Source organism: Pseudomonas sp. UYIF39, assembly GCF_029963765.1.
Taxonomy (GTDB): Bacteria; Pseudomonadota; Gammaproteobacteria; order Pseudomonadales; family Pseudomonadaceae; genus Aquipseudomonas.
In genome coordinates, this window is record NZ_JALBYU010000031.1 from 41,487 (window position 1) to 65,116 (window position 23,630).

Annotated in this window: 21 protein-coding genes; 10 read left to right on the top strand and 11 right to left on the bottom strand. The window is 59.8% G+C overall.

Features of this window, described 5'->3' with window-relative positions:
• Positions 1 to 2: 2 nt before the first annotated feature.
• A complete protein-coding gene (locus MO767_RS27585; RefSeq protein WP_282483108.1) occupies positions 3 to 422 on the top strand; it encodes a thioesterase family protein in 420 nt (139 codons plus the stop codon).
• A gap of 71 nt (positions 423 to 493) precedes the next feature.
• Here the strand turns inward: MO767_RS27585 and MO767_RS27590 are convergent, their stop codons facing one another.
• The 4 genes from MO767_RS27590 to MO767_RS27605 all read right to left on the bottom strand — a co-directional run bounded on the left by MO767_RS27590 (position 494) and on the right by MO767_RS27605 (position 5,373).
• Positions 494 to 985, bottom strand: a complete 492-nt coding sequence (locus MO767_RS27590; protein ID WP_282483109.1) for a glycine zipper domain-containing protein — start codon at positions 983 to 985, stop codon at positions 494 to 496.
• Between the two features lie 221 nt (positions 986 to 1,206).
• Complete coding sequence (locus MO767_RS27595; RefSeq protein WP_282483110.1) at positions 1,207 to 3,555, bottom strand: FdhF/YdeP family oxidoreductase; 2,349 nt, start codon at positions 3,553 to 3,555, stop codon at positions 1,207 to 1,209.
• Positions 3,552 to 4,391 (bottom strand): formate dehydrogenase accessory sulfurtransferase FdhD, encoded by an 840-nt coding sequence (fdhD, locus tag MO767_RS27600; RefSeq protein WP_282483111.1) that lies wholly within the window; start codon positions 4,389 to 4,391, stop codon positions 3,552 to 3,554. Before fdhD ends, MO767_RS27595 begins: the two co-directional genes overlap by 4 nt.
• Positions 4,392 to 4,485: 94 nt before the next feature.
• Complete coding sequence (locus tag MO767_RS27605) at positions 4,486 to 5,373, bottom strand: LysR family transcriptional regulator (RefSeq protein ID WP_282483112.1); 888 nt, start codon at positions 5,371 to 5,373, stop codon at positions 4,486 to 4,488.
• A 136-nt stretch (positions 5,374 to 5,509) separates the two neighbouring features.
• On the opposite strand from MO767_RS27605, the gene lysM reads away from it, so the two are divergent.
• Positions 5,510 to 5,959 carry a peptidoglycan-binding protein LysM gene (lysM, locus tag MO767_RS27610; RefSeq protein WP_282483113.1) on the top strand — a complete coding sequence of 150 codons (450 nt, stop codon included), beginning with the start codon at positions 5,510 to 5,512 and terminating at the stop codon, positions 5,957 to 5,959.
• A 120-nt stretch (positions 5,960 to 6,079) separates the two neighbouring features.
• Here the strand turns inward: lysM and yrfG are convergent, their stop codons facing one another.
• On the bottom strand, positions 6,080 to 6,742 hold the full coding sequence (gene yrfG / locus MO767_RS27615) for a GMP/IMP nucleotidase (protein ID WP_282483114.1): 663 nt from the start codon (positions 6,740 to 6,742) through the stop codon (positions 6,080 to 6,082).
• A gap of 89 nt (positions 6,743 to 6,831) precedes the next feature.
• Here yrfG and nudE point away from each other — a divergent pair, with 89 nt between their 5' ends.
• Together nudE and cysQ are read left to right on the top strand one after the other, a co-directional pair.
• A complete protein-coding gene (gene nudE, locus MO767_RS27620; protein ID WP_033058385.1) occupies positions 6,832 to 7,398 on the top strand; it encodes an ADP compounds hydrolase NudE in 567 nt (188 codons plus the stop codon).
• Positions 7,395 to 8,222 carry a 3'(2'),5'-bisphosphate nucleotidase CysQ gene (gene cysQ / locus MO767_RS27625; protein WP_282483115.1) on the top strand — a complete coding sequence of 276 codons (828 nt, stop codon included), beginning with the start codon at positions 7,395 to 7,397 and terminating at the stop codon, positions 8,220 to 8,222. The genes nudE and cysQ overlap by 4 nt, the downstream gene beginning before the upstream one ends.
• Before the next feature lie 12 nt (positions 8,223 to 8,234).
• Here cysQ and MO767_RS27630 read toward each other — a convergent pair whose 3' ends face one another.
• From MO767_RS27630 to rfbC, 4 genes are all read right to left on the bottom strand, one after another.
• Positions 8,235 to 8,690, bottom strand: a complete 456-nt coding sequence (locus MO767_RS27630; protein ID WP_282483116.1) for a thioesterase domain-containing protein — start codon at positions 8,688 to 8,690, stop codon at positions 8,235 to 8,237.
• A 40-nt stretch (positions 8,691 to 8,730) separates the two neighbouring features.
• Positions 8,731 to 10,122, bottom strand: a complete 1,392-nt coding sequence (locus MO767_RS27635) for a sigma-54 dependent transcriptional regulator (protein WP_282483117.1) — start codon at positions 10,120 to 10,122, stop codon at positions 8,731 to 8,733.
• Positions 10,119 to 11,927: an ATP-binding protein gene (locus MO767_RS27640; RefSeq protein ID WP_282483118.1), complete on the bottom strand. Its 1,809-nt coding sequence runs from the start codon at positions 11,925 to 11,927 to the stop codon at positions 10,119 to 10,121. The genes MO767_RS27635 and MO767_RS27640 overlap by 4 nt, the downstream gene beginning before the upstream one ends.
• Positions 11,928 to 12,033: 106 nt before the next feature.
• Positions 12,034 to 12,579, bottom strand: coding sequence for a dTDP-4-dehydrorhamnose 3,5-epimerase (gene rfbC / locus MO767_RS27645; RefSeq protein WP_282483119.1), 546 nt, complete (start codon positions 12,577 to 12,579; stop codon positions 12,034 to 12,036).
• Between the two features lie 197 nt (positions 12,580 to 12,776).
• On the opposite strand from rfbC, the gene MO767_RS27650 reads away from it, so the two are divergent.
• The 4 genes from MO767_RS27650 (at position 12,777) to MO767_RS27665 (ending at position 18,442) form a co-directional block, all read left to right on the top strand.
• Positions 12,777 to 15,689: an aminotransferase gene (locus MO767_RS27650; protein ID WP_282483120.1), complete on the top strand. Its 2,913-nt coding sequence runs from the start codon at positions 12,777 to 12,779 to the stop codon at positions 15,687 to 15,689.
• 304 nt (positions 15,690 to 15,993) lie between these two features.
• Complete coding sequence (gene aguB / locus MO767_RS27655) at positions 15,994 to 16,872, top strand: N-carbamoylputrescine amidase (protein WP_008149347.1); 879 nt, start codon at positions 15,994 to 15,996, stop codon at positions 16,870 to 16,872.
• Between the two features lie 5 nt (positions 16,873 to 16,877).
• On the top strand, positions 16,878 to 17,984 hold the full coding sequence (aguA, locus tag MO767_RS27660) for an agmatine deiminase (protein WP_008149349.1): 1,107 nt from the start codon (positions 16,878 to 16,880) through the stop codon (positions 17,982 to 17,984).
• Positions 17,985 to 18,229: 245 nt separating this feature from the next.
• A complete protein-coding gene (locus tag MO767_RS27665) occupies positions 18,230 to 18,442 on the top strand; it encodes a hypothetical protein (protein ID WP_046045525.1) in 213 nt (70 codons plus the stop codon).
• 103 nt (positions 18,443 to 18,545) lie between these two features.
• Here MO767_RS27665 and MO767_RS27670 read toward each other — a convergent pair whose 3' ends face one another.
• Complete coding sequence (locus MO767_RS27670; protein ID WP_282483121.1) at positions 18,546 to 20,636, bottom strand: TonB-dependent siderophore receptor; 2,091 nt, start codon at positions 20,634 to 20,636, stop codon at positions 18,546 to 18,548.
• A 254-nt stretch (positions 20,637 to 20,890) separates the two neighbouring features.
• On the opposite strand from MO767_RS27670, the gene MO767_RS27675 reads away from it, so the two are divergent.
• Together MO767_RS27675 and MO767_RS27680 are read left to right on the top strand one after the other, a co-directional pair.
• Positions 20,891 to 21,526 carry a DsbA family protein gene (locus MO767_RS27675; protein WP_282483122.1) on the top strand — a complete coding sequence of 212 codons (636 nt, stop codon included), beginning with the start codon at positions 20,891 to 20,893 and terminating at the stop codon, positions 21,524 to 21,526.
• A gap of 231 nt (positions 21,527 to 21,757) precedes the next feature.
• Positions 21,758 to 23,041 (top strand): OprD family porin, encoded by a 1,284-nt coding sequence (locus MO767_RS27680; RefSeq protein ID WP_282483123.1) that lies wholly within the window; start codon positions 21,758 to 21,760, stop codon positions 23,039 to 23,041.
• Positions 23,042 to 23,143: 102 nt separating this feature from the next.
• Here the strand turns inward: MO767_RS27680 and MO767_RS27685 are convergent, their stop codons facing one another.
• A complete protein-coding gene (locus tag MO767_RS27685; protein WP_282483124.1) occupies positions 23,144 to 23,425 on the bottom strand; it encodes a DUF3077 domain-containing protein in 282 nt (93 codons plus the stop codon).
• Between the last annotated feature and the right edge of the window lie 205 nt (positions 23,426 to 23,630).

Consider the following 23,630-nt stretch of genomic DNA (forward strand, 5'->3'; position numbering starts at 1 on the left):
GCATGAATCAACGCACCGACTACCCCCACTTCCAACCCATCACCACCCGCTGGCACGACAACGACGCCTATGGTCACGTCAACAACGTCACCTACTACAGCTTCTTCGACACGGCAGTGAACACCTACCTGATCGAAGTCGGCGGTCTGGATATCCATGACGGCGAAGTGGTGGGCTTTGTGGTGAGTTCGGCCTGCGATTACTTCGCTTCCATTGCCTTCCCTGACCGGATAGAAATCGGTTTGCGGGTGGGCAAGTTGGGCAGCAGTTCGGTGCAATACGAACTGGCGGTGTTCAAGGCCGGGGAAGACGAAGCCTGCGCAGCGGGGCGGTTCGTGCATGTGTTTGTGGATCGGGCCACTAATCAGCCGGTGGCGATTCCTGCCGGGTTGCGCGGGGCGCTGCAGCGGTTAGTGGTTTGACGGGCAAAAAAAAATCGCAGCCCGAGGGCTGCGATCTTTTCGATCTACCGGTTAACGAGGCGATTCAAGCCTCAGTCGCGATAGCGATGGTGATGCTTGCGGTGGCCATAGGCATGACCGCGCCCCGGATGGCCGTCACGGTAGTAGCGACGATCATCATCATGGTCACCACGATAGGAACGACGATCATCATTATCGTCATTGCTACTGTTGCCCATGTAGTTACCCAGCGCGCCACCGGCGCCGCCGCCTGCTGCGGAGCCGATCAGGCTGCCGGAGGTGCCGCCCATGCTGCGGCCGACCACGTTACCGCCTGCTGCGCCCAACGCACCGCCAATGGCGGCTTGGCCACGGCTGTGTCTGTCTGCGCCAACGGCGCTACCACCCGCGCCACCCAGGGCCGCGCCGATGGTGGAACCTGTATTGCCGCCTAGTGACTGACCGACGACTGAGCCCAGAACCCCGCCCAATGCGCCGCCCACACCTGCTTCAGCGGTGCCGCCAGCAGAAGCGATGCCACTAGTCAGGCTAAGGGACAACAAGAGAATCGAGGAGAACTTCATAGAGGAACCTCAAGGGGATGACGGCGCGATCCTGAGGCTGTGTCATGGTTGTGACAATCGAAATCCGACGAGTAACACGACTTGAGCACATTTCTATAAGTTACTGTTTTTTAGCCGGAACTTAAGTGTTTTTCGCCGGTCTTTACCTACTTCGGATAGGCCGTTTTCATGCAAAACGGCCTTTTTTGTGGGCGAAAGGAAAGTGTACGCAATGATCAGGGTCAGGCCGACTTGGCCATGATGAGCTGGGTCGCACTCGCCGCTTCCAACCGGATCGCTACAAACTTCGATGTCGGCGTATGGCTGCCGTCTCCGATGCTTTCCAGCGGCACCAGCGGATTCACTTCCGGGTAGTAAGCCGCCGCTTGCCCGGCAGGGATATCAAACGCCAGCAGCGTAAAGCCCTTTACCCGACGCTCACGGCCATCATCCCAGATCGAAACGATGTCAGCCTTCTGCCCCGGCTTGAACCCCAGGCGAATGATGTCGGCTTCGTTGACGAACAACACATCACGCTGACCTTTCACGCCGCGATAGCGGTCATCAAGCCCATAAATCGTGGTGTTGTACTGATCGTGGGAACGCATTGACTGCATGATCAGGTCCGGCAATACACCGGTGGCGCGAGTGCGTTCGTGCACCAGATCTTTAGGCAGGATGTTCGCACGGAAATTGGCACGACCCGACGGCGTGTTCCAGCGTCGCGCGCGGGCGCTGTTGCCCAGGTAGAAACCTCCCGGGTTCTTGAGCTTCTCGTTGAAGTCGCGAAAGCCCACAATGGTGTCGGCGATCAGGTCGCGGATGCGGTCGTAATCGGCCACCAGCCAGTTCCAGTCCACCGGTTTGCTGCCCAGGGTCGCGGCGGCGATGCCGGCAATGATCGATGGCTCCGAGCGCATCTGGTTCGACAGCGGCTGCAACTGGCCGTTGGAGGCGTGAACCATGCTGAACGAGTCTTCGACGGACACCGCTTGCGGGCCTTCGGTCTGGATGTCGATGTCGGTGCGGCCCAGGCACGGCAGGATCAACGCGTCTTTACCGTGAGCCAAATGGCTGCGGTTGAGCTTGGTGCTGATTTGCACCGTCAGGTCGCAGTTGGCCAGGGCCTGGAAGGTGCGCGTGCTGTCCGGAGTGGCTTGGGCGAAGTTGCCGCCCAGCCCGATGAACACTTTCGCACGGCCGTCGGCCATGGCATGAATCGCCTCGACCACGTTGTGGCCATTTTCGCGCGGCGCCTTGAACTGAAAGCGGCGCTCCAGGGAGTCGAGGAACGCCGCTGGCGGACGCTCGTTGATGCCCATGGTCCGGTCGCCCTGCACGTTACTGTGGCCGCGCACCGGGCACAGGCCGGCACCCGGCCGGCCGATGTTGCCGCGCAGCAACATCAGGTTGGCAATTTCCTGGATGGTCGGCACCGAATGGCGATGCTGTGTGATGCCCATCGCCCAGCACATGATCACGTTCTTGCCTTTGGCGTACATCCGCGCCGCTTGCTCGATTTCAACCAGCGTCAGTCCGGATTGTTGGACGATCTGCTCCCACGATGTGTCGTCGACGATGCCCAGGTATTCCAGCACGTTGACACTGTGTTCATTGAGGAAGTCGTGGTCGAATACGGCAGGCTCACCCGCCTTCTGTGCCTCACGCTCCCACTGCAGCAGGAACTTGGCCATGCCGCGCATGATCGCCATGTCGCCGCCCAATGCCGGACGGAAGTACGCGGTGTTGGTCGGCTTGTCGCCGTTGGTGAGCATTTCGATCGGGTGTTGCGGGTGCTGGAAGCGTTCCAGACCGCGCTCCTTCAAAGGGTTGATGCACACCACTTGAGCGCCGCGTTTCACCGCCTCGCGTAGCGGTTCGAGCATCCGTGGGTGGTTGGTGCCAGGGTTCTGACCCCAGACAAAAATCGCGTCGGCGTGTTCGAAGTCGTCGAAGGTGACGGTGCCTTTGCCGACGCCGACACTTTGCGCCATGGCCACACCGCTGGCCTCGTGGCACATGTTCGAGCAATCGGGGAAGTTATTGGTGCCGTAGGCGCGCACGAACAATTGATACAGGTACGCCGCTTCGTTGCTGGCGCGGCCCGAGGTGTAGAACTCGGCCTGATCCGGGCTCGACAGCCCTTGCAGGTGTTTGCCGATCAGCGCGAAGGCCGCTTCCCAGCTGATGGGTTTGTAGCGATCGGTCTCGGCGTCGTAGCGCAGTGGATCGGTCAGACGGCCCTGATATTCCAGCCAATAGTCGCTCTGTTCCAGCAACGAGCTGACGCGGTGTTTGGCAAAGAACGCACCGTCGACACGGCGTTTGGTCGCTTCCCAGTTCACCGCTTTGGCGCCGTTCTCGCAGAACGCCACCATGCCGGCTTCATTGGAATCGCCCCAGGCGCAACCGGGGCAGTCGAACCCGCCGTTTTTGTTGGTTTTAAGCATCATGCGCAGGTTTTTCAGCGCGTTGTCGCTGGTCAACCAGGCCCGGGCAACGCTGGCCAGCGCGCCCCAGCCACCGGCCGGGCCTTTGTAGGGCTTATAACGCGGAACGGGTTTCTGGTCGGCTTGACGATGTTGACTCACGCTTGGTTCTCCGTCGCGGGGCTGTAGACCCGCGGCGCACTTTTCTGCGGCAGGTGGATGAGATTGAGGTTGTGGCGGCGGGCCCATTGCACGGCAAGGCCCGTGGGCGACGACAGGCTGACCAGGGTCTGGATACCTGCGCGCAACACTTTCTGGATCAATTCGAGACTGCAACGGCTGGTGACAATCGCCAGCCCGCCGGTGGTCGGGATTTTCTGACGGATCAGTCCGCCAATCAGCTTATCGAGGGCGTTGTGTCGGCCGATGTCTTCTCGGCCAAGCAGCAATTGGCCCTGACTGTTCATAAACACGGCGGCGTGCACCGCGCCGGAGTACTGGCCAAGAGGCTGAAACGCCCCGATGCGCTGACGCAAACCATCGAGCCATTCGGCGGGCGGCAAGGGTGCGCCGGGCAGGACCTTGAGGTCTGGCAATGCCTGCTCCACCGCTTCCACACCACAGAGTCCGCAACCACTGGTGCCAGCCATTTGCCGACGCTGTTGCTTGAGGTTCCAGAAGGCGCGGTTGGCGATGGTCACTTGCGCGTATTGCGCTGAACCCGAGCCGCTGAGTTGCAGGTCATAGATGTCGCAGGCGTCTTCGATGATGCCGCTGCCGAGGCTGAATCCGACGATGAAGTCTTCCAGATCCGTCGGCGTCACCAGCATCACAGCCTGGCTGATGCCGTTATAGCTGATCGCCAACGCGACTTCTTCGGCCAGCGCGGTGCTGGCTGATTCGGTGTCTTGAAGGTCGCAGTAACTGTATGTCTGGCTTGCGGCGGGCGCTGGCGTTTCGAGGGCTGGCGCCGCGCAGGCAGGGCGCTTGGCGTTCATGAGGTATCACCGACGGTTTAGGCTGCTTTAAGCCTAGGCGCGTCAACTTGTCGCGTCTAATCGCTAATTCTGATCTTCTGATAGATGGCGTCGATCAAGAGCTCCGTAGCGATTGCTGAAGAATCGCGAAACAGGCTTCCGCGAGCGCCGAACGCGGGGCGCTGCGACGCATGATCAGCCCCAGCCGGGCGAGGGTTTGAGCATTTTCGATGGGTTGCAGGCGCAAATGATCAGTGAGTTTTTCCAGGCCTCCGTCCAGCGGCATTACGGCGCAGCAGAATCCACCGTGCACTGCTTGTAACAATTGGTGGACGGCATCGGTTTGCAGCAACGGCTGTGGCGTCAGCCCGCGACTGTGGAAGTTGTGGTCGATGGACTGCCGAAAATGCATGCCGCTGGTGAGCATGCCCAACGGCAGTTCGATCAGCGATTCCCAGCTCAGCGGCGCCTCGCCGAAACTGAAGAAGCGCTGATCGTAGAGCAGGCCCATGCGGGTTTCGCTGAATGCCAGGGAATCGAAGCGTTCGCCATCCAGCCGCTCTAGGTACGAAACACCGAGGTCCAGGTGATTGTTTGCCAGTTGTTCGAGGATCTGTTCAGAACTCAGGGCCGAGAGTTCGAAGCGCAGGTTCGGGTGTTCGGTGTGCAAGCGTTGCATCAGCGGCAGCGGATCGAAACTCGACAGCGGCACCACGCCCAGACGCAACGTACCGACCAGATTGCCACGACAGGCAGCCGCCTCGGCCTGCAAGCCGTCGTAGGCCGCCAGCACGGTGCGCGCCCACGCCAGCACCCGTTCACCCGGCGCGGTAAAACTTTCAAAGCGCTGACCGCGATTGACCAGCGGCAACTCGAGTTCTTCTTCGAGGCTGCGCAGGCGCATGGACAGGGTCGGCTGGGTGATGTGACAACGCGCAGCGGCCTGGCCGAAATGCCGGGTTTCGTCGAGGGCGATGAGGAATTTCAGTTGCTTGATGTCCATCTTCGCTCCAGGGCGCGGGAAGGTTCGGATTCTAGCGCTTGGGGGGAAGCGGCGTCATTGGTCGGGTTGGAACCGTGTCTTGCAACCTTGGTCTAGGCTTTTGCGTCTGGACACCTAACCCCAAGGAGAGCACACGATGAGCCTTTTCAGTTTTTTAAAAGAAGCCGGTGAAAAAATCCTCGATGCGCTGACGCCGGACAAGGCCGAAGCCAATAGTGAAGCGTTGACCAAGCACGTGAAGGATGCGCTGACGGGAATCGACACTTCCAAAATTCAAGTGAAGGTAGAAGGCGATAAAGTCATCGCCACAGGTGAAGCGGCCAGTCAGGAAGAGAAGGAAAAAATCCTTCTTGCGCTCGGTAACGTGGCTGGAATCAGCGGTGTTGATGACCAGATCACTGTGACCGGACCGGTGGCTACACCCGCGAAATTTGTGACGGTCGAGAAGGGCGACACCCTCAGCGCCATTTCCAAGCGTGTGTATGGTGATGCCAACAAGTATCAAAAGATCTTTGAGGCGAACAAACCGATGCTGAAGGATCCGAACAAGATTTATCCGGGGCAGTCGTTGCGGATTCCTGAGTAACCCAAGACCTGTGGCGAGGGGGCTTGCCCCCGTTGGGTCGCGCCGCGGCCCAAAAATCTTTACGACTGCTTCGCAGCCGAACGGGGGCAAGCCCCCTCGCCACAATGACCGCGTCAGGTTCTAGAGCCCGGCAATCAACTCCCGATAATCCCCAACCGCCGCAAACTCCGCCGTGTCCTTCGGACCTTTACGGCTGTCCGGCTCACGCACGGCCAACAGATGCGCCACCCCAAAATTCCGCGCGCTGCGCAGGATCGGCAATGTATCGTCGATAAACAGACTGCGCGCCGGGTCGAAATCGATGTCCGCCTGCAACGCCTCCCAGAACTGCGGATTCTCCTTGGGGAAACCGTAATCATGTGAGCTGATCAACCGCTCGAAGTATGGCGCCAGTTCGATTCTTTCCAGTTTTAGTGACAGCGAATCGCGGTGTGCATTGGTGATCAGCACCACGCGCTTGCCGGCCTGTTTGATGGCGGCCAGAAAGGTGTCCGCGTCCGGTCGCAAGGCGATCAGATGCGCGGTTTCCAGTTTCAGTTCGCGCACCGGCAGTTTGAGCTCGGCGCTCCAGAAATCCAGGCAATACCACTGCAACTGGCCGGCGTTGCGTTCGAACAACGGTTGCAACTCCATCTCGGCCATGGCCCGACTCACCCCGTGCAACTCGGCGTAGCGCTGGGGCAGGTGCTCCATCCAGAAATGGTTGTCGTAGTGCAGGTCCAGCAGCGTGCCGTCCATATCCAGCAGAACGGTGTCGATGTCGCGCCAGGGCAGCAGGGACATAAAAACTTCTCCAGCGGTAAAAAAGATATCCGACGTAAACAATCAGGATAGGCCGGGTATAGTAACGCGCTATCGCCAAGGAGCCGCTCATGCGCCAGAAACCCACCATCCTCGCCCGCGAGATCGTCGCCACTAGCCGCTTGTTCTGCGTCGAAGAGCTGAAGTTGCGCTTTTCCAATGGCGTGGAACGCACGTATGAGCGACTGGTGGGCAAGGGCGCCGGTTATGGCGCGGTGATGATCGTGGCGATGCTGGATGCGGACCACGCGGTGCTGGTTGAAGAGTATTGCGGCGGCACCGATGAATACGAGCTGTCCTTGCCCAAAGGCTTGATCGAGCCGGGCGAGGACGTGCTGGCGGCGGCCGAGCGGGAGCTCAAGGAAGAGGCCGGGTACGGCGCGCGGCAACTGGAGCATTTGACTGAGTTGTCGTTGTCGCCCGGTTACATGAGCCAGAAGATCCAGGTGGTGTTGGCCACTGATCTGTACGAAGAAAGCCTTGAAGGTGATGAGCCCGAGCCGATGGGCGTGGACAAAATCAACCTGCGTGAGTTGTCGGCCCTGGCCCAGAACCCGCGATTCACTGAGGGCCGTGCATTGGCAGCACTGTATCTGGCCCGTGATCTGCTGACTCAGCGTGGAGTGTTCCAGCCATGATTTTCCCCCATCCGTTGATGGCGTCTGTTGTTGAACTGGCGCTGAAAGCCGGTGAAGCGATTCTGCCGTTCTGGCGTGCCAACGTTGCCGTGACTGCAAAATCCGATGATTCTCCGGTGACGGCCGCCGACATGGCCGCTCACCATCTGATCCTGGCCGGGCTGACAGCGCTGGACCCGAGCATTCCGGTGCTGTCGGAAGAAGACGCCAACATTCCCCAGAGCGTGCGCGCCGGGTGGCAGCGTTGGTGGCTGGTGGACCCACTGGACGGGACCAAGGAGTTCATTTCCGGTAGCGAAGAATTTACCGTCAACATTGCGCTGATCGAGCAGGGGCGAGTGGTGTTTGGCGTGGTGTCGATGCCGACCAACGGGCGTTTCTACGTCGGTGGTGCGGGTTTGGGCGCGTGGCGTGGCGATAAAGACGCGCAACCTTTGCCGATTCAGGTTCGCGAGGTTCCTGCTGAGGGTGAAGCGTTTACCGTGGTTGCCAGTCGTCGGCATTCAAGTCCTGAGCAGGAGCGTCTGCTGGCCGGGTTGAGCGACAGTCTGGGTGAACTGCAACTGGCCAATATCGGCAGTTCACTGAAGTTCTGTTTGTTGGCGGAGGGGGCGGCGGATTGTTATCCGCGGTTGGCGCCGACTTCGCAGTGGGACACGGCGGCGGCACAAGGCGTGCTGGAAGGAGCGGGCGGTGAGGTGCTGGATTTGAGCGGCGCGCCGTTTTGTTATCCGGCGCGGGAGTCGTTGTTGAATGAGTTTTTCCTGGCACTGCCGGCGAAGGCTGTGTGGCGGGAGAAGCTGCTGGCGTTGGCGCGGGCGTAAAGATCTTTTGCTTTAGCGGTGCAGGACGTACTGCCCGGTAAACGTCACCGCATCCTCATCACTGTCGGCGTTGACGATGCGCGAATGCAGTGTCAACCGCGCTCTCCCATACCGCTTATACATCGCCAAAAACTTCTTCCACACCGCTGCACTCGGCGCATGACAAATCGCTGTCGCGTCAATGGTTACCGGCAGCGGATAGCTGATCTGCCCTTCCTGAATCACGATGTGTCCGCCTTCAACCCCTTCTTCCCGCAAACGCAAATGCAGCCAGCCCCAACCGGCCAGTACGGCGCCGCAATACAGGCTGCCGCCGAACATGGTGCTTTTATGATTGACGTTGGCCTCCAGCGGCAAGTGAAGGCGCAGTTGCTGGTCGTGCCAATCGAGCACTTTTAGGCCCATATCCCGCGTCAGGGGAATGTCGCGATGGAGGACTGATTCCAGATGACGGCTGTCGCGGCTCATGCACGGATCTCTTTTTTGAAGATGATGAATTGACGGTAGCTCAATCGAGTTCGTCGGTGTGGCTGCTGCCACCATCGGCGAAGTTCAGCCCGTGCTTGCGCAGTTTGTCGTGCAAGGTCTTGCGTGGGATGCCAAGGGCTTCGGCTAGGCTGCGCACCGAGCTGTGAGAACGCGCCAGTTCGGCGGCGATCAAGCTCTTCTCGAAGTTTTCCACTTGTTCGCTGAGACCGCCGCTGACCACTTCGACCGTCATGCCGACAGCGCCATCCGCTGGGTTATTGTCCAGGGCCAGTTCCAGGCCCAGGGCAAAGCGTTCGGCGGCGTTCTGTAATTCCCGCACGTTGCCCGGCCAGGTGTGGCGCAGCAGCAGGGCGCGTTGTCCCGGTTGCAACTCGTGGGGCGGTAGGCCATGGCGAGCGCTGGCTTCATCGGCGAAATGCTGGAACAGCATCAGCGCATCTTCGCCGCGCTCGCGCAGCGGCGGAATACGCAGCGGTGCGACGTTCAGGCGGTAATACAAGTCGGCACGGAAGCGGCCCTGATCGGCGGATTGACGCAGGTCTTCCTTGGTCGCAGCGATGATGCGGATGTCCAACGGGATCAGCTGATTGCCGCCCAAGCGCTCGACGACCCGCTCTTGCAGCAAACGCAGCAATTTCACCTGCACATCCAGGCTCATGCTTTCGATTTCATCAAGAAATAACGTGCCGCCATTGGCGAATTCGAACTTGCCGATGCGGCGCTTTTGCGCGCCGGTAAAGGCGCCTGGCTCGTGACCGAACAGCTCGCTTTCGACTACCGACTCGGCCAGGGCGCCGGCATTGATCGCCACGAACGGACCGTTACGACGACTCGACAGATCGTGCAATGCACGTGCGACAACTTCTTTACCGGCGCCGGTTTCGCCAAGGATCAGTACATCGGCCTTGGTCGCCGCCAATGCACCGATCTGCTCGCGCAGACGCAGCATCGGCGCTGATTGCCCGACCAGGCGGGTGCTCAGCTCATTGCGATCGCTCAGGGCCAGACGCAGGCTGCGGTTGTCCAGCACCAGCCGGCGCAGGGCGAGGGCGCGGCGCACGCTGTCGAGCAAAGCGTCGCTGGCAAAGGGCTTTTCCAGAAAGTCATAAGCCCCGGCGCGCATGGCTTGCACCGCCAGCGGCACATCGCCGTGACCGGTAATCAGCAGCACTGGCAGTTCCGAGTCCTGGGCATGCAGTTCAGTCAGCAGTTCGAGACCGTCCATGCCCGGCATCCGGATGTCACTGACCACCACGCCGGGCCAGTCGCGCTCCAGTTGCGCGGCCAGGCCTTTGGCTTCAGCGAGCGGCAGGATTTTCAGGCCGGCGAGGTCCAGGGTCTGGCTCAGGGCCTGACGCAGGTGCGGATCGTCGTCGATCAGCACGACCTGGATGCGGTTGTCGATGGTCATGCACTTCGGTCCTCGGACGGTTGCAGGCTTACACCCGGTGCGCCTGCACGCAACTTCAGGGTAATCAGGGCGCCACCTTCCTTGTGGTTGGCGAACGACAGTTCACCACCGAAGGCGCGCATCAGGGTTTCGCAAATCGCCAGCCCTAACCCAAGCCCCTGAGTGCGGGTCTTGGTGGTGTAGAAGGGCTCGCTGGCGCGTCCAAGTGCCTCCAGGCAGAACCCGGGGCCATTGTCGCGAATGTACAGATTGACGCCGTCGGCAGTGGATTGGGCACTCAACCAGAGCTTACGCGGCGGGCCTTTTTCCGTCAGGGCGTCCAGGGCGTTGGCCAGCAGATTGCCGAGCACCTGACGCAGACGGGTTTCCCCGGCCTCGACCCACAGCGTGGCGGCCGGCAAGTCGCGGATCAGCTCGACTTCCATGCTGCGTCGACGCTTGGCCAGCAGCGCCAGCGCATCGTCCAGCGCCGGTTGCAGGGCGACGCTTTCCGGGGCGTGGCGATCGCGCCGGGCGAAGGCGCGCAGGTGAGCGATGATCGAGGCCATGCGCCCGGTCAGTTCGCTGATCAACTTGAGGTTGCCGCGCGCATCGTCGGTGCGCTGATGATCGAGCAGCACCTCGGCGTTTTCTGCATAGCTGCGGATCGCCGCCAGCGGTTGATTCAATTCGTGGCTGATGCTCGCCGACATGGTGCCAAGGGCCGACAATTTGCCGGCCTGCACCAGATCATCCTGAGCGCGAACCAGCTCTTGCTGGGCCTGCTCGCGTTCCAGCACTTCCTGTTTCAGTCGACGGTTGAGGCCTTCGAGGTCGCTGGTCCGCTCGGCTACCCGGCCTTCCAGCTCGCGACGGGCCTTGGCTTCAAAGGCGATTCGATCAAGGTAATGGCGGCGGCGCTGTATCATCAGCCCCAGCAGCAACATCAACACCAACAACGCCGCGCCGCCGATGGCGACGACCGTGCGTACCGGGCGATCGATCAAAGTGCGTGGGGCGAGGATGCTGACGTTCCAACCGGTTTCTGCAATGGCCTGGGTTTGTGTCAGCCAGGCGTTGGGGTTGAGCCGCAATGGTTTGGGATCACGGGTCGGATAAGGTTGAATCGCAGTAATAGCCTTGCGTTCTTCTTCGCCCAACGGGCGGGTCGAGCGGAATCGCCACTCGGGCCGCGACGTGAGAATGACCACGCCGTTATGGTCGGTCAGCAGCAGTTGTTCCGGGGTTTTGCCCCAGAGACTTTCGGTGTGGTCCAGGTCAACCTTGACCACCAGCACGCCGATGATCTTTTCGCCGTTATTCACGGCGGCGGCGAAGAAATAACCGCGCTTGGCCGATGTCGTGCCCAAACCGAAAAAACGCCCAAGTCGCCCGGCCATGGCTTCGCTGAAATACGGCCGGAAGGAAAAGTTACGCCCGACGAAACTGTCGTGTTTGTCCCAATTGGACGCGGCCAGAGTCTTGCCCGTAGTGTCCATCAGGTACATGACTTCGGCGCCGGTCTGGGCGCTGATATTTTTCAACAAGCGATTGGCGTTGCCCTGGGTGACGCCATCGTCGGGCGCGCCGAGGACGGCTCGCAGGGCCGGCAGATCGCCGAGGATTTGCGGCAACACCTCATAGCGGTGCAGGGTACCCAGCAGGTTGGCGACGTAAAGGTCGAGGGTCTGACGGTTCTGCCCGGCCAGTTCGCTGCGGTAGTAACGCTCGGCCAGATGCTGCAGCGGCCACAGCAACGGCGCCAGGCACAGCGCGAGCAGGGCCAGGCTGCGCCAGCGGGGTCTGCGGGGAAGGGTCGGAGTCATGAGCATCGAGCGCCTGTGGGTACAGGCGCATTATGCCTAGGCTTGCGGGCGCAGTCTGCGCGCCGTGGGTCAGGCACGCTTGCGCGGTGAAGATTCAGACGGTGTTTCAGGAAAAGACGTCAGCGTCCTTGAAGAACGCGGCGGCCTGATCTTTGCCGGACAGTTGCGGTGCTTCGTCCAGTTGCCAATCGATGGCCAGGTCCGGGTCGTCCCAGCGAATGCTGCGTTCGGCGGACGGGGTGTAGTAGTCGGTGGTTTTGTAGAGGAATTCGGCGAACTCGCTCAGCACCACGAAACCGTGGGCGAAACCCTCCGGGACCCACATTTGACGATGGTTCTCGGCAGACAGACGCACGGCCACCCATTTGCCGAAATGTGGCGAGCTGCGGCGAATGTCCACAGCCACGTCGAGTACTTCACCGGCTGTGACGCGAACCAGTTTGCCCTGAGTGTTTTCCAGCTGGTAATGCAGGCCGCGCAAGACGCCTTTTTGCGAGCGCGAGTGGTTGTCTTGAACGAAGTTCGTCTCCAGGCCAGTCGCTTCTTTGAAAGCCTTGGCATTGAAGCTTTCGTAGAAGAAGCCACGCTCGTCACCAAATACCTTGGGTTCGACGATCAGTACACCGGGCAGGTCGGTGGTGACTACATTCATGGTCTTTCTCCAGCAATAGGCGTTGATGGGCGTCATTCTTGCGCAAAGTGACGGCCGGGGCGAGTGGCGTGTGTTATTTCCTGATCCGTTCACTGATTCTGTCGAGCCTCAGGTGGGTCTCAGGCTAGCAAAGGGGGTTGCGTATCGCCCCAAGCAGTGGCGATATAAGCGACTAATAAAATTTCAGGGGTCGTTGTATGCCACTCGCCACGTTGATTCATCGCGCCAGTTTGCCCAGCCCGCAAGTGTCTGCGGAGCAAGCGCTTGAGCTGCTGAAGGGACATTACGGGCTGAGTGGAAGGTTGCAGGCCCTCGGCAGCCAGCAGGATCTTAACTATCGGGTCGACAGCGACCAAGGGCGTTTTGTCCTGAAAATCTGCCGTGGCGACTACTCGGCGCAGGAGCTGCACGCCCAGCACGCCGGGCTCAAGCATTTGGGTGAACACCCTGATGTGCATGTGCCACGAGTGATTCCCGCCAAAAACGGTGCAGATATTCTCTCCCTGGAAGTCGGCGGCCAACCGGTGCATGTGCGCCTGCTCGATTACATCGAAGGCCAGTCGCTCACACACCTGGATCATCTGCCCGGTTCAGTGGTGGCCGGCTTCGGTCGGCTCTGCGGTGAAATGGACCTGGCGCTGGCCGGTTTCGACCATCCAGGCCTCGAGCGCACCCTTCAATGGGACGCCCGCCACGCCAACGCGTTGATCGCGCATTTGCTGCCGGTCATCAACGACGACCAGCAACGCCGGCTGATCGCCGATGCGGCTGAACGGGCCGAGCGTCATTTGCAGCCGCTTGTGGATAAGCTGCCAGTGCAGGCGATTCACATGGATATCACTGACGACAATGTGGTGTGGCAGCGAGATTCGCAACGCCAGTGGCAATTGCAAGGTGTGATCGATTTCGGCGACCTGGTTCGTACCTGGCGCATTACTGATCTGTCGGTGACCTGCGCGGCGCTGCTGCACCACGCCGATGGCGATCCGTTCTACATTTTGCCGGCGGTCCAGGCCTATCACGCTGTCAATCCGCTCACGCATGAAGAGCTACTGGCGCTCTGGCCACTGATCGTCGCCCGTGCGGCGGTGTTGGTGCTCAGCGGCGAGCAACAGGTCAACATTGATCCTGGCAACGAATACAGCCGCGACAACCTCACCCACGAGTGGGAGATTTTCCGCGTCGCTACATCGGTGCCGTTGGCGCTGATGGAAGCGGCGATCCTGACCTCGGTCGGCCAGAACCTGCCGAGCATCGGCAGCGAAGGCTTCGCGCCGCTGTTGCCGAGCCTGGTGGGGCGTGAGTTTGCGTTGATCGATCTGGGCGTGCTCAGTCCGCATTTTGAGGCCGGCAACTGGGAGCAGGAGGGGATCGATCAGCGTTTGCTGACCGAAGCTGCCGCGGCTCACGGTCTGGCGGCCAGTCGTTATGGGCAATATCGCTTGTCCCGCACCCGCCCGGACAGCGCCGCTGAGCCGGACACTTGCCCATTGCACGTCGAGTTGCGAGTGCCCCACGGCACGGCGGTCGAGTCGCCGTTTGCCGGGGTGGTGCATCAGCCGGCGGCAGGCGTGCTGCAATTGGACGGCCCGCAACTGAGTGTGCGGTTGTGGGGCGTGACGCCGTCGCTGCACACGGGTGCAGCGCTGGTCAAAGGCCAGGTGCTGGGTTCGGTCAGCGGGCCACTGATCGTGCAGTTGTGCCGAGGCGCTTCGTTCAATGCACCCTTGTTTTGTACGCCGTCTCGTGCCACGGCCTGGCAAGCGTTGTGCCCGTCACCGGCGGTGCTGCTGGGGCTGGCCTGTGACGCCGAAGAGGAACTCGATTCGCAGACGTTGCTGGCACGCCGTGACGCCAGTTTCGCCCGTACCCAGAAGCATTATTACGTCGATCCACCGCGCATCGAACGTGGCTGGCGCAATCACCTGATCGACATGCAGGGCCGTTCCTACCTCGACATGCTCAACAACGTTGCGGTGCTCGGCCATGGTCACCCGCGCATGGCCGCGGTCGCCAGTCGGCAGTGGTCGCTGCTCAACACCAACTCTCGTTTTAACTACGCAGCGGTTGCCGAGTTTTCCGAGCGCTTGCTGAAGTTGTCGCCGGATTCCATGGATCGGGTGTTCCTGGTCAACAGCGGCAGCGAGGCCAACGACCTGGCAATCCGCCTGGCATGGGCCTACAGCGGCGGTCGCGACATGCTCAGCGTGCTAGAGGCCTATCACGGCTGGACAGTGGGCGCGGACGCGGTGTCGACCTCGATTGCCGACAACCCGAAGGCTTTGAGCAGCCGTCCGGACTGGGTGCACCCGGTCACCGCGCCGAACACCTATCGCGGCGAATTCCGTGGACCGGATAGCGCGCCGGACTACGTGCGCAGCGTCGAACACAACCTGGCGAAAATTGCCGAGCAGAAACGTCAGCTGGCCGGTTTTATCTGCGAACCGGTGTACGGCAATGCCGGCGGTATCTCGTTGCCGCCTGGGTATTTGAAGCAGGTTTATGCGCTGGTTCGTGCTCAGGGCGGTGTCTGCATCGCCGATGAAGTGCAGGTCGGTTACGGGCGCATGGGCAACTTTTTCTGGGGTTTCGAAGAACAGGGCGTGGTGCCGGACATCATCACCATGGCCAAAGGCATGGGCAACGGTCAGCCGCTGGGGGCGGTGATCACTCGTCGGGAAATCGCCGAAGCGCTGGAGGCCGAGGGTTACTTCTTCTCGTCGGCCGGCGGCAGCCCGGTCAGTTGCCAGATCGGCATGGCAGTGCTGGATGTGATGGAGGAAGAAAAGCTCTGGGAAAACGCTCAAGTCGTGGGCGGGTATTTCAAGGAGCGGCTTGAAGCGCTGATCGATATTCATCCGTTGGTGGGCGCGGTGCATGGTTCCGGCTTCTATCTGGGCGTCGAGTTGATCCGCAATCGCGAAACCCTGGAACCGGCAACCGAAGAAACAACGGCGCTGTGTGATCGATTGCGCGAGCTGGGGATCTTCATGCAGCCGACCGGCGATTACCTGAACGTCCTCAAGATCAAACCGCCGATGGTGACTTCGCGTCAGAGCGTGGATTTCTTCGTGGACATGCTGTCGAAGGTGCTCGCAGAAGGTCTGTAAACACCTATCCCCTGTTGGAGCGAGCTTGCTCGCGATAGCGGTCCTACATTCAACATCAATGTTGGCTGGTCTGGCCACATCGCGAGCAAGCTCGCTCCCACAGAGATAGCGTTAAAGTTCGATTATTATCTGGGTTAATTGAATTAATTTCGACAGGTGGATTATTTTAAGCTTCAAAAGCCGATTTTTATCGGTTATAAAGTCGCCACTGCCTAGGCGTGGCCTCACCACGCCCGGTGCTTCCCATTTCTGTCATCGGTCGATGCCACGCTCGACCCTCAAGCAATTGCCCCGGAGATGATTCATGAGCCGTATCGTTACCGTCGCCGCCACCCAGATGGCCTGTTCCTGGGACCTTGAAGCCAACATCGAGACCGCCGAGCGGCTGGTCCGTGAGGCCGCGGCGCAAGGCGCGCAGATCATCCTGATCCAGGAACTGTTCGAGGCTCCCTACTTTTGTCAGAAGCCGAACCCGGATTACCTGCAGCTGGCCACGACCGTTGAAGACAACGTCGCCATCAAGCACTTCCAGAAAGTCGCCAAAGAGCTGCAAGTGGTTCTGCCGATCAGCTTCTATGAACTGGCGGGCCGCGCGCGTTTCAACAGCATCGCGATTATCGATGCCGACGGCAGCAACCTCGGGATTTATCGTAAAAGCCATATCCCGGACGGCCCTGGCTACCACGAAAAGTATTACTTCAATCCGGGCGATACCGGCTTCAAAGTCTGGAATACCCGTTACGCGAAAATCGGCGTGGGTATCTGCTGGGACCAGTGGTTCCCGGAATGCGCCCGCAGCATGGCGTTGCTGGGCGCGGAAATTCTGTTCTACCCGACAGCGATCGGCAGCGAGCCACACGACAAGACCATTTCGTCCCGTGATCACTGGCAGCGCGTGCAACAAGGCCATGCCGGTGCCAACCTGATGCCGCTGATCGCCAGCAACCGCATCGGCAACGAAGAGCAGGACGGCTACGACATTACGTTCTACGGCTCGTCGTTCATCGCCAACCAGTTCGGCGAGAAGGTTCAAGAACTCAACGAAACCGAAGAAGGTGTGCTGGTTCAGAGCTTCGATCTGGACGAACTGGAACACATCCGCAGCGCGTGGGGGTCGTTCCGTGATCGTCGCCCGAACCTGTATGGCACACTGAAAACCCTCGACGGTTCCCTGGAGTCCTGATCGCCATGACCACTTTGCACAGCACGCCTCGCGCCGACGGCTTTTATATGCCCGCCGAGTGGGCGCCACAAACCCAGACCTGGATGATCTGGCCCGAGCGTCCGGACAACTGGCGTCTGGGTGGTAAACCGGCGCAAGCCGCGCACGTCGCGGTAGCCAAAGCCATTGCCCGTTTCGAACCGGTGACCGTGGCGGTTTCCGCCGGCCAATACGAAAACGCCCGTGCCCGCCTGGACGTGCCGAATATTCGTGTGGTGGAAATGTCCAGCGACGACGCCTGGGTTCGCGACACTGGTCCGACGTTTGTCATCAATAACGGTGGCGAAGTCCGTGGTGTGAATTGGGACTTCAACTCGTGGGGCGGTTTCGACGGGGGGCTGTACTCGCCGTGGAATCGCGATTCCCAGGTGGGCGGCAAGATCCTCGAGATCGAGCGCAGCCAGCGCTATCGCACCGAGGGCTTTGTGCTCGAAGGCGGTTCGATCCACGTCGATGGCGAAGGCACGCTGATCACCACCGAAGAATGCCTGCTTAACCGCAATCGCAATCCGCACATGAACCGCGCAGAGATCGAAGCGGTGCTTAGCGCGAATCTGGCTGTGGATAAGATCATCTGGCTGCCGGACGGTTTGTTCAACGACGAAACCGATGGCCATGTGGATAACTTCTGCTGCTACGTGCGTCCGGGCGAAGTGTTGCTGGCCTGGACCGATGACCCGCAGGACCCGAACTACCCGCGCTGCCAGGCGGCAATGAAAGTGCTGGAAAGCAGCACCGACGCCAAGGGTCGCCCATTCACGGTGCACAAAATGCCGATTCCGGGGCCGCTGTATGCGACCGAAGAAGAGTGCGCTGGTGTGGATCCGGTGGACGGGACTCAGGAACGTAATCCGACTGTGCGTCTGGCCGGTTCCTACGTGAACTTTCTGATCGTTAACGGCGGCATCATCGCGCCGAGCTTTGACGACCCGTTGGATGGCCCGGCAAAAGAGATTTTGCAGGCACTGTTCCCGCAGCACGAAGTGGTGATGGTGCCCGGCCGCGAACTGTTACTGGGAGGCGGTAACATCCACTGCCTTACCCAACAACAGCCAGCACCGCACAAAGAGTGAGTGCAGTTGTAACAGCTTGAGTTGATTGCAAAATAATTCAGGCAAACGTTTTAGCTCACGGTCTGGCAGAAAGCCCGCAGTCTTACAGGACTGCGGGCTTTTTTGTATCCGCTTGTCGACAGTTACGAAACCTTGGCACAGCTCTTGTATCTCTCATGGTGCAAAACAGGGAGGGGGAGAACTGCGATGTTCTGTCATAAACCTTGGATAAGTTAGCCGCTCACAAACCAGGAGAGAGCGCGGAAATGAACGCCGAAATGAATGTGGTGAGCGAGCGGGCGTTGCATCCCCTGGCAGTAAACAGCGAATCGCTCCAGGTCCTGGCGCACTGGTTGAAGTCCAATGGAACGCGTCAGATCAGAGAGCCTGATCCGCGCCGGATGATGATCGAACGCTACCCCGCTGGTTTATTCAGCGAAGCGGAGCTGGAAGCGTTGTGGGATGTGATGGAAGGATAAGAAGAAAAACAACGGATTGATAAAAGCGCTGCCGGGATGGCGGCGCTTTTTTTATGGGCGAAGGTTTTTGTGATCACTGCAGACCCACAGGGTTTTGCGGTGTTTAGAAGCTGTAGGTTCCGGTCACGACCAGGCTGCGCGGTTCACCCGGCTGAATCTGCGCCGCGCTGGTGGCCGACGAGTAATAGGTCTTGTCGCTGATGTTGTTCAGCGCCGCGCGCAAATCCCAATCCTTCTGCCGGAACCCGGCCAATGCATCCCAGCGGCCATAACCCGGTAGCACGGTGGTGTTGAGGTTGTCGGCATAACGCTGGCCCACCAGGGTCAGACCGGTTTCGGCGTACCAGCCCATTTCCGGTTTCCAGGTCAGGAACAGGCTGCCGTTATGCTTGGCCACGTTGCTGATGCGTTTGCCTTCAAAGCCGTTGTTGTCCTTTACGACCGTCGCGTCCTGCACACCCACGCCACCGCGCACATACCAGTTGTCGGCGATTTTGCCGGTGCCAGTCAGCTCGATCCCGCGGGAACGCTGCACGCCGGTGAGCAAGGTGACGGTCGGATCGTTGGGATCGCTGGTACGGCGGTTGTAGAGCTCCAGTTCGTAGATCGCCAACGTGGTACTCAGTCGGTCATCGAGCCAGTCGCTCTTCACGCCGATTTCCTTTTGCTTGGTCAGCTCGGGACTCAGGTCATTGCTGTTGCCGGCGGCGCCTGGGGTGATACCGATCAAACCACCGCCGACCGGGGAAAAAGTCTTGCTCCAGGAGGCGTAGAAGGAATGATTCTGCAGCGGCGTCCACACCAGTCCTACACGCGGGCTGGTGCTATGGCTGTCGCGATCTTCGGAAATGTCCCGCAGCTTGTTGGTCGACTCGATGTCGAAGGTGTCGTAACGCAGACCGGCCAACAGTTGCCATTGATCGTTCAGGCGCAGTTGATCCTGCACGTACACCGCACGGCTTTCGACTTCGGTGTGAGTGCTGCTGGACACTTGCATCCGCCCCGTATGGCGCAAATTGCGGTCGGGGTTGTACAGGTCCAGTGCCGGTACAGGCTGAGCCCCGCGTCCGGTGGCCGCGTTGTACAACGTAGGGTCGCGCCGCTGGCTGCCGATTTCGATGCCGGTCAGCAAGCGATGCTCAAGGCCAAACGTGTCAAAACCGCCTTCCAGTTCGACGTTGTTGTAGACGTTGCGGGTGGTCAGGTCCTGTTGCCAGTGCTGGCGCGTGACCTTGTTGGTCGCCGGGGTATAACCCGTCAGGTAGGTGTTGTCGAAATCGCTGTTGAGCTTGAACACGCCCAGGGTCTGGCGCAGCTGCCAGTTGTCGCTGAGCTCATAACTGAGTTTCGAGCGCAGGGATTGCGACTTGTCGTCGATGAAATCGTGTTCGCTACCGTAGGTCGTATCCCGTCCTACGTCCGCCGGACGCCCGTTTACACCGGGGATGCCGCGATCCGGCGTACGGTTGTAGCGGCTGTATTCGTACTGCACCAGCCAGTTCAGGTCCGGCGTCAGTTGCCAGCTCATCGATGGAGCGAACAGTTGGCGATTGCCGCTCACGCCGTCACGGAAGCTGTTTTGGTCCATGTTGCCCATGTTCAGGCGCAGGCTGATGTTCTCGCTCGGGTCGGTGCTGAGGTCAGCGTAGAGGCTGCGCAAATCATCGCTGCCGCCCTGGGCCTCGAGGGTCGAGCGGCGACCGAATTCAGGCAGTTTGCTGACCCGATTGACGATCCCGCCCTGACTGCCACGGCCATACAAAACAGCGGCCGGGCCTTTGAGGACTTCGATGCGTTCGATGTTGTGCAAATCGCGCACGTATTGGCTGTCGTCGCGGATGCCGTCGAGGTAGAAGTCGTTGCTGGCGTCGAAACCGCGGATGCGCAAGCTGTCGAAGCGAGTGTCGGCGCCGCTGCTGACGTTGGGGATGCCGCTCAGCGCGGTGCCCAGATCGTTGGTGCCGTAATTCACGACGTTCGCGGTTTTGATCGAGTCGATGGCTTGTGGAACGTAGCGCACCGGCGTGGCGGTGCGGGTCGCGGTGCTGGTTTCTTTCACGCGCGGGTCATCGGCTTCAGCTTCGACGCTGATCGACGTCTCGGGTAAAACAGTGGTGGCGGCGCAGGCAAAACCGGCAGAGAAAAATGCAGAAAGCCCAAGGGTGACGGGCGTGAGGCGAAAGGGTGCAGGCATCTGAAGCGCATCCGGAAGGGTGGAGTAATTCGAGGGTGTGAATGGTAATGCTTGCTATTTACTTCCGTTAATTATTCTTGAAAGGTTTCGCTGTTTGATTATTTCGAATTGTGTCGAGATGGCTACAGTGGGGTCGTGAGGTCATTTGACCGATTCATGAAACAGACTGAAAGTCATTGCAGCGTTTTTCAGAAACGGGCGGAGGACTAATCTGCCGGCATCTATTTTTCCTACGCTTTTGCCGGAGTCTTCCCATGATCCTTCACTACATTTACGACCCGTTATGCGGCTGGTGCTACGGCGCAAAACCGTTGGTGCAAGCCGCTCAGGCTGTGTTGCCAGTGATCGCTCACGGCGGCGGCATGATGACCGGCGCCAACCGCCAGACCGTCTCGCCACAACTGCGCAACTACGTGATACCCCACGACCGTCGCATTGCCGAGTACACCGGCCAGCCGTTCGGCGAGGCGTATTTCGAAGGATTGCTGCGCGATGAGACAGCGGTGTTCGATTCCGCACCGCCGATTGCCGCGGTGCTGGCAGCCGAGCAGATCGCCGGTCGCGGACTGGAGTTGCTGGGGCGTTTGCAGAGTGCTCATTACGAGGAAGGTCGACGCATTGCCGATGAAGCTGTGTTGTTAGAACTCGCGAAAGACATCGGTCTGGAACCTCAAGCGTTCCAGGCTGCTTTCAAAGACGCTGAAACCGATCGCCACATCAAGGACAGTCGAGCATTCCTGGCCGAGGTCGGCGGCCAGGGTTTCCCGACCTTCGCCCTGGAACACAACGGCCAATTCACTCTGATCGATATCGGCCCGTGGCTCGGCAAGCCGCAAGCGTTCGCGGCATGGCTGAGTCAGTCGCTTCCCGCACGAGCATCACTTTCTTAGACGTTTGTGACCTGTTTACAGACGATTCATGAAATTGACACAGGGTTAAGGGCGCGGCTAGGATTCGCCCCACGCCTGTGGCTAACCGCCATGACTCATAAAATAACAAAAAGGCCCGCCACGATTACTTCGTGCGCGGGCCTTTTTGTTTGGGGTGAAAAAAGAGTGCGATAGCGCCGTTTCAGCCGTTCGACACAGCGCGTATCAACCGGTCATAAGGAAAAGAACAAAATGTTGAACAAGCGAATCAGCCTGATCGCTCTGGGGATGTTGAGTGCTACACAGGTCATGGCTAACGACCAGGCCGAATCCAAGGGTTTTGTTGAAGACAGCAGCCTCAAAGTGCTGCTGCGCAATGCCTACATCAATCGCGACAAAAAAGACGGCAACGACGACCAGCGTGAATGGGGTCAGGCTGCCATCGGCACCTACACCTCGGGCTTCACCCAAGGTACCGTCGGCGTAGGCGTTGATGCCTTCGGTCTGTACGCTTTGCGTCTGGACCGTGGTAGTCACAGCGGCGGCCAAGGCATTGACTTCTTTAAGGAAGGCGACAGCGGCAACCCGGCCGGCGACCTGACCAAAGCCGGTGGCGCGGTAAAATTCCGCGTATCCAGCACCGTTCTGACTTACGGCGACCAGATGCCGGCCTTGCCGGTGTTGAGCTACGACAACTCTCGCCTGCTGCCAGAAAGCTACACCGGCACCTTGATTACCTCCAAGGAGATCAAAGGCCTGGAGCTGAACGCCGGTCGCTTCACCGCCGAATCGCGCAAAAGCGCTGAAGGCCGTGACAGCGGAGGCCTGAAGTCGATTAACGTGTTGGGCGGTAGCTACCAGTTCACCGAACAGTTCAAGGCTGCGCTGTACGCCTCCGACGTCGAAGACGTGTTGAAGAAGCAATACGTGAACGCCAACTACGTGTTCCCGATCGACAAGGATCAGTCCCTGACCCTGGACTTCAACGGCTACCGCACCAAGCTGGACGATTCCTACGTCCGCGAAAGCGGTGCGACCGGTGACGACAACAAGATCTGGAGCCTGGCCGCCACATTCGCCACCGGCGCGCACTCGTTCACGCTCGCCCACCAGCGCAGCACCGGCGACAGCAACCTGGGCTACCCCTACGGCGGCTACCAGAAAGACCAAGGTCGCATCGGCGACGGCGGCAACACCATCTACCTGGCGAACTCCTACTGGTCCGACTTCAACGCCGAAGACGAACGCAGCTGGCAACTGGGCTACGGCCTGGACTTCAGCACCTTCGGTGTTCCAGGCCTGAGCTACAACTTTGCCTACGTGCGCGGCGACAACATCACCACTTCCACCAGCGAAGGCGGTACCGAGCGCGAAATCTTCAACCAGTTCAAATACGTCGTGCAAAGTGGCCCGGCCAAAGACCTAAGCGTGAAACTGCGCAGCTCGATCCTGCGTGTCTCGCAGAAATCGAGTGAGTACAACTCCAGCGGTAATGAAGTGCGAGTGTTCGTGGATTACCCGATCAACATTTTTTGATGATCGGTTGCACCATCTAAGCCTGATGCAAGGCTGAGAAAGGAAAAGCCCCGATTGATTCGGGGCTTTTTTACGCGTGCGGCTTGGGTCTACGTGACGACGTCACTGGTTACGATTGTTACCCGGTGCATCGAGCACCTTCGCTACGTCATCGATGATCGCCTTACTCATATCCTGCAAAAAATGCGACGCCCAGGCATGCCGGTCGGTGTCACGGACCATGGCGGCGTCAGATGCTAGAAGTTTGGCGATGTGGAGCAGATCGGAAGCGTGGGAGAGGGCTTTGATTACCGGGACACCGGCATTGATGCGAAACAGCGGTTGGTTGGCGTGGTAGGAGAAAGGGGTGAGGCCGATGGTTTTCAGGTCTTGGGGGTTGGTCATTGGGCACCTCCGGTTTTTGGGCGGTGGTGGGCGTGACCCGGTGTAGCAGTAGCGAAAATTTTGAATGGATTGCGGGTATGCATAAGGAGAACTCCGGTTGGTTCCTGCATCGAATTCGAGTTCTCAGGCCCGTTCGCTGAATTGGCAGCGATGTAGTGGTCTAATGATTCCGGACACCCATTTAGGCGAGAATGCTCGCCAGACT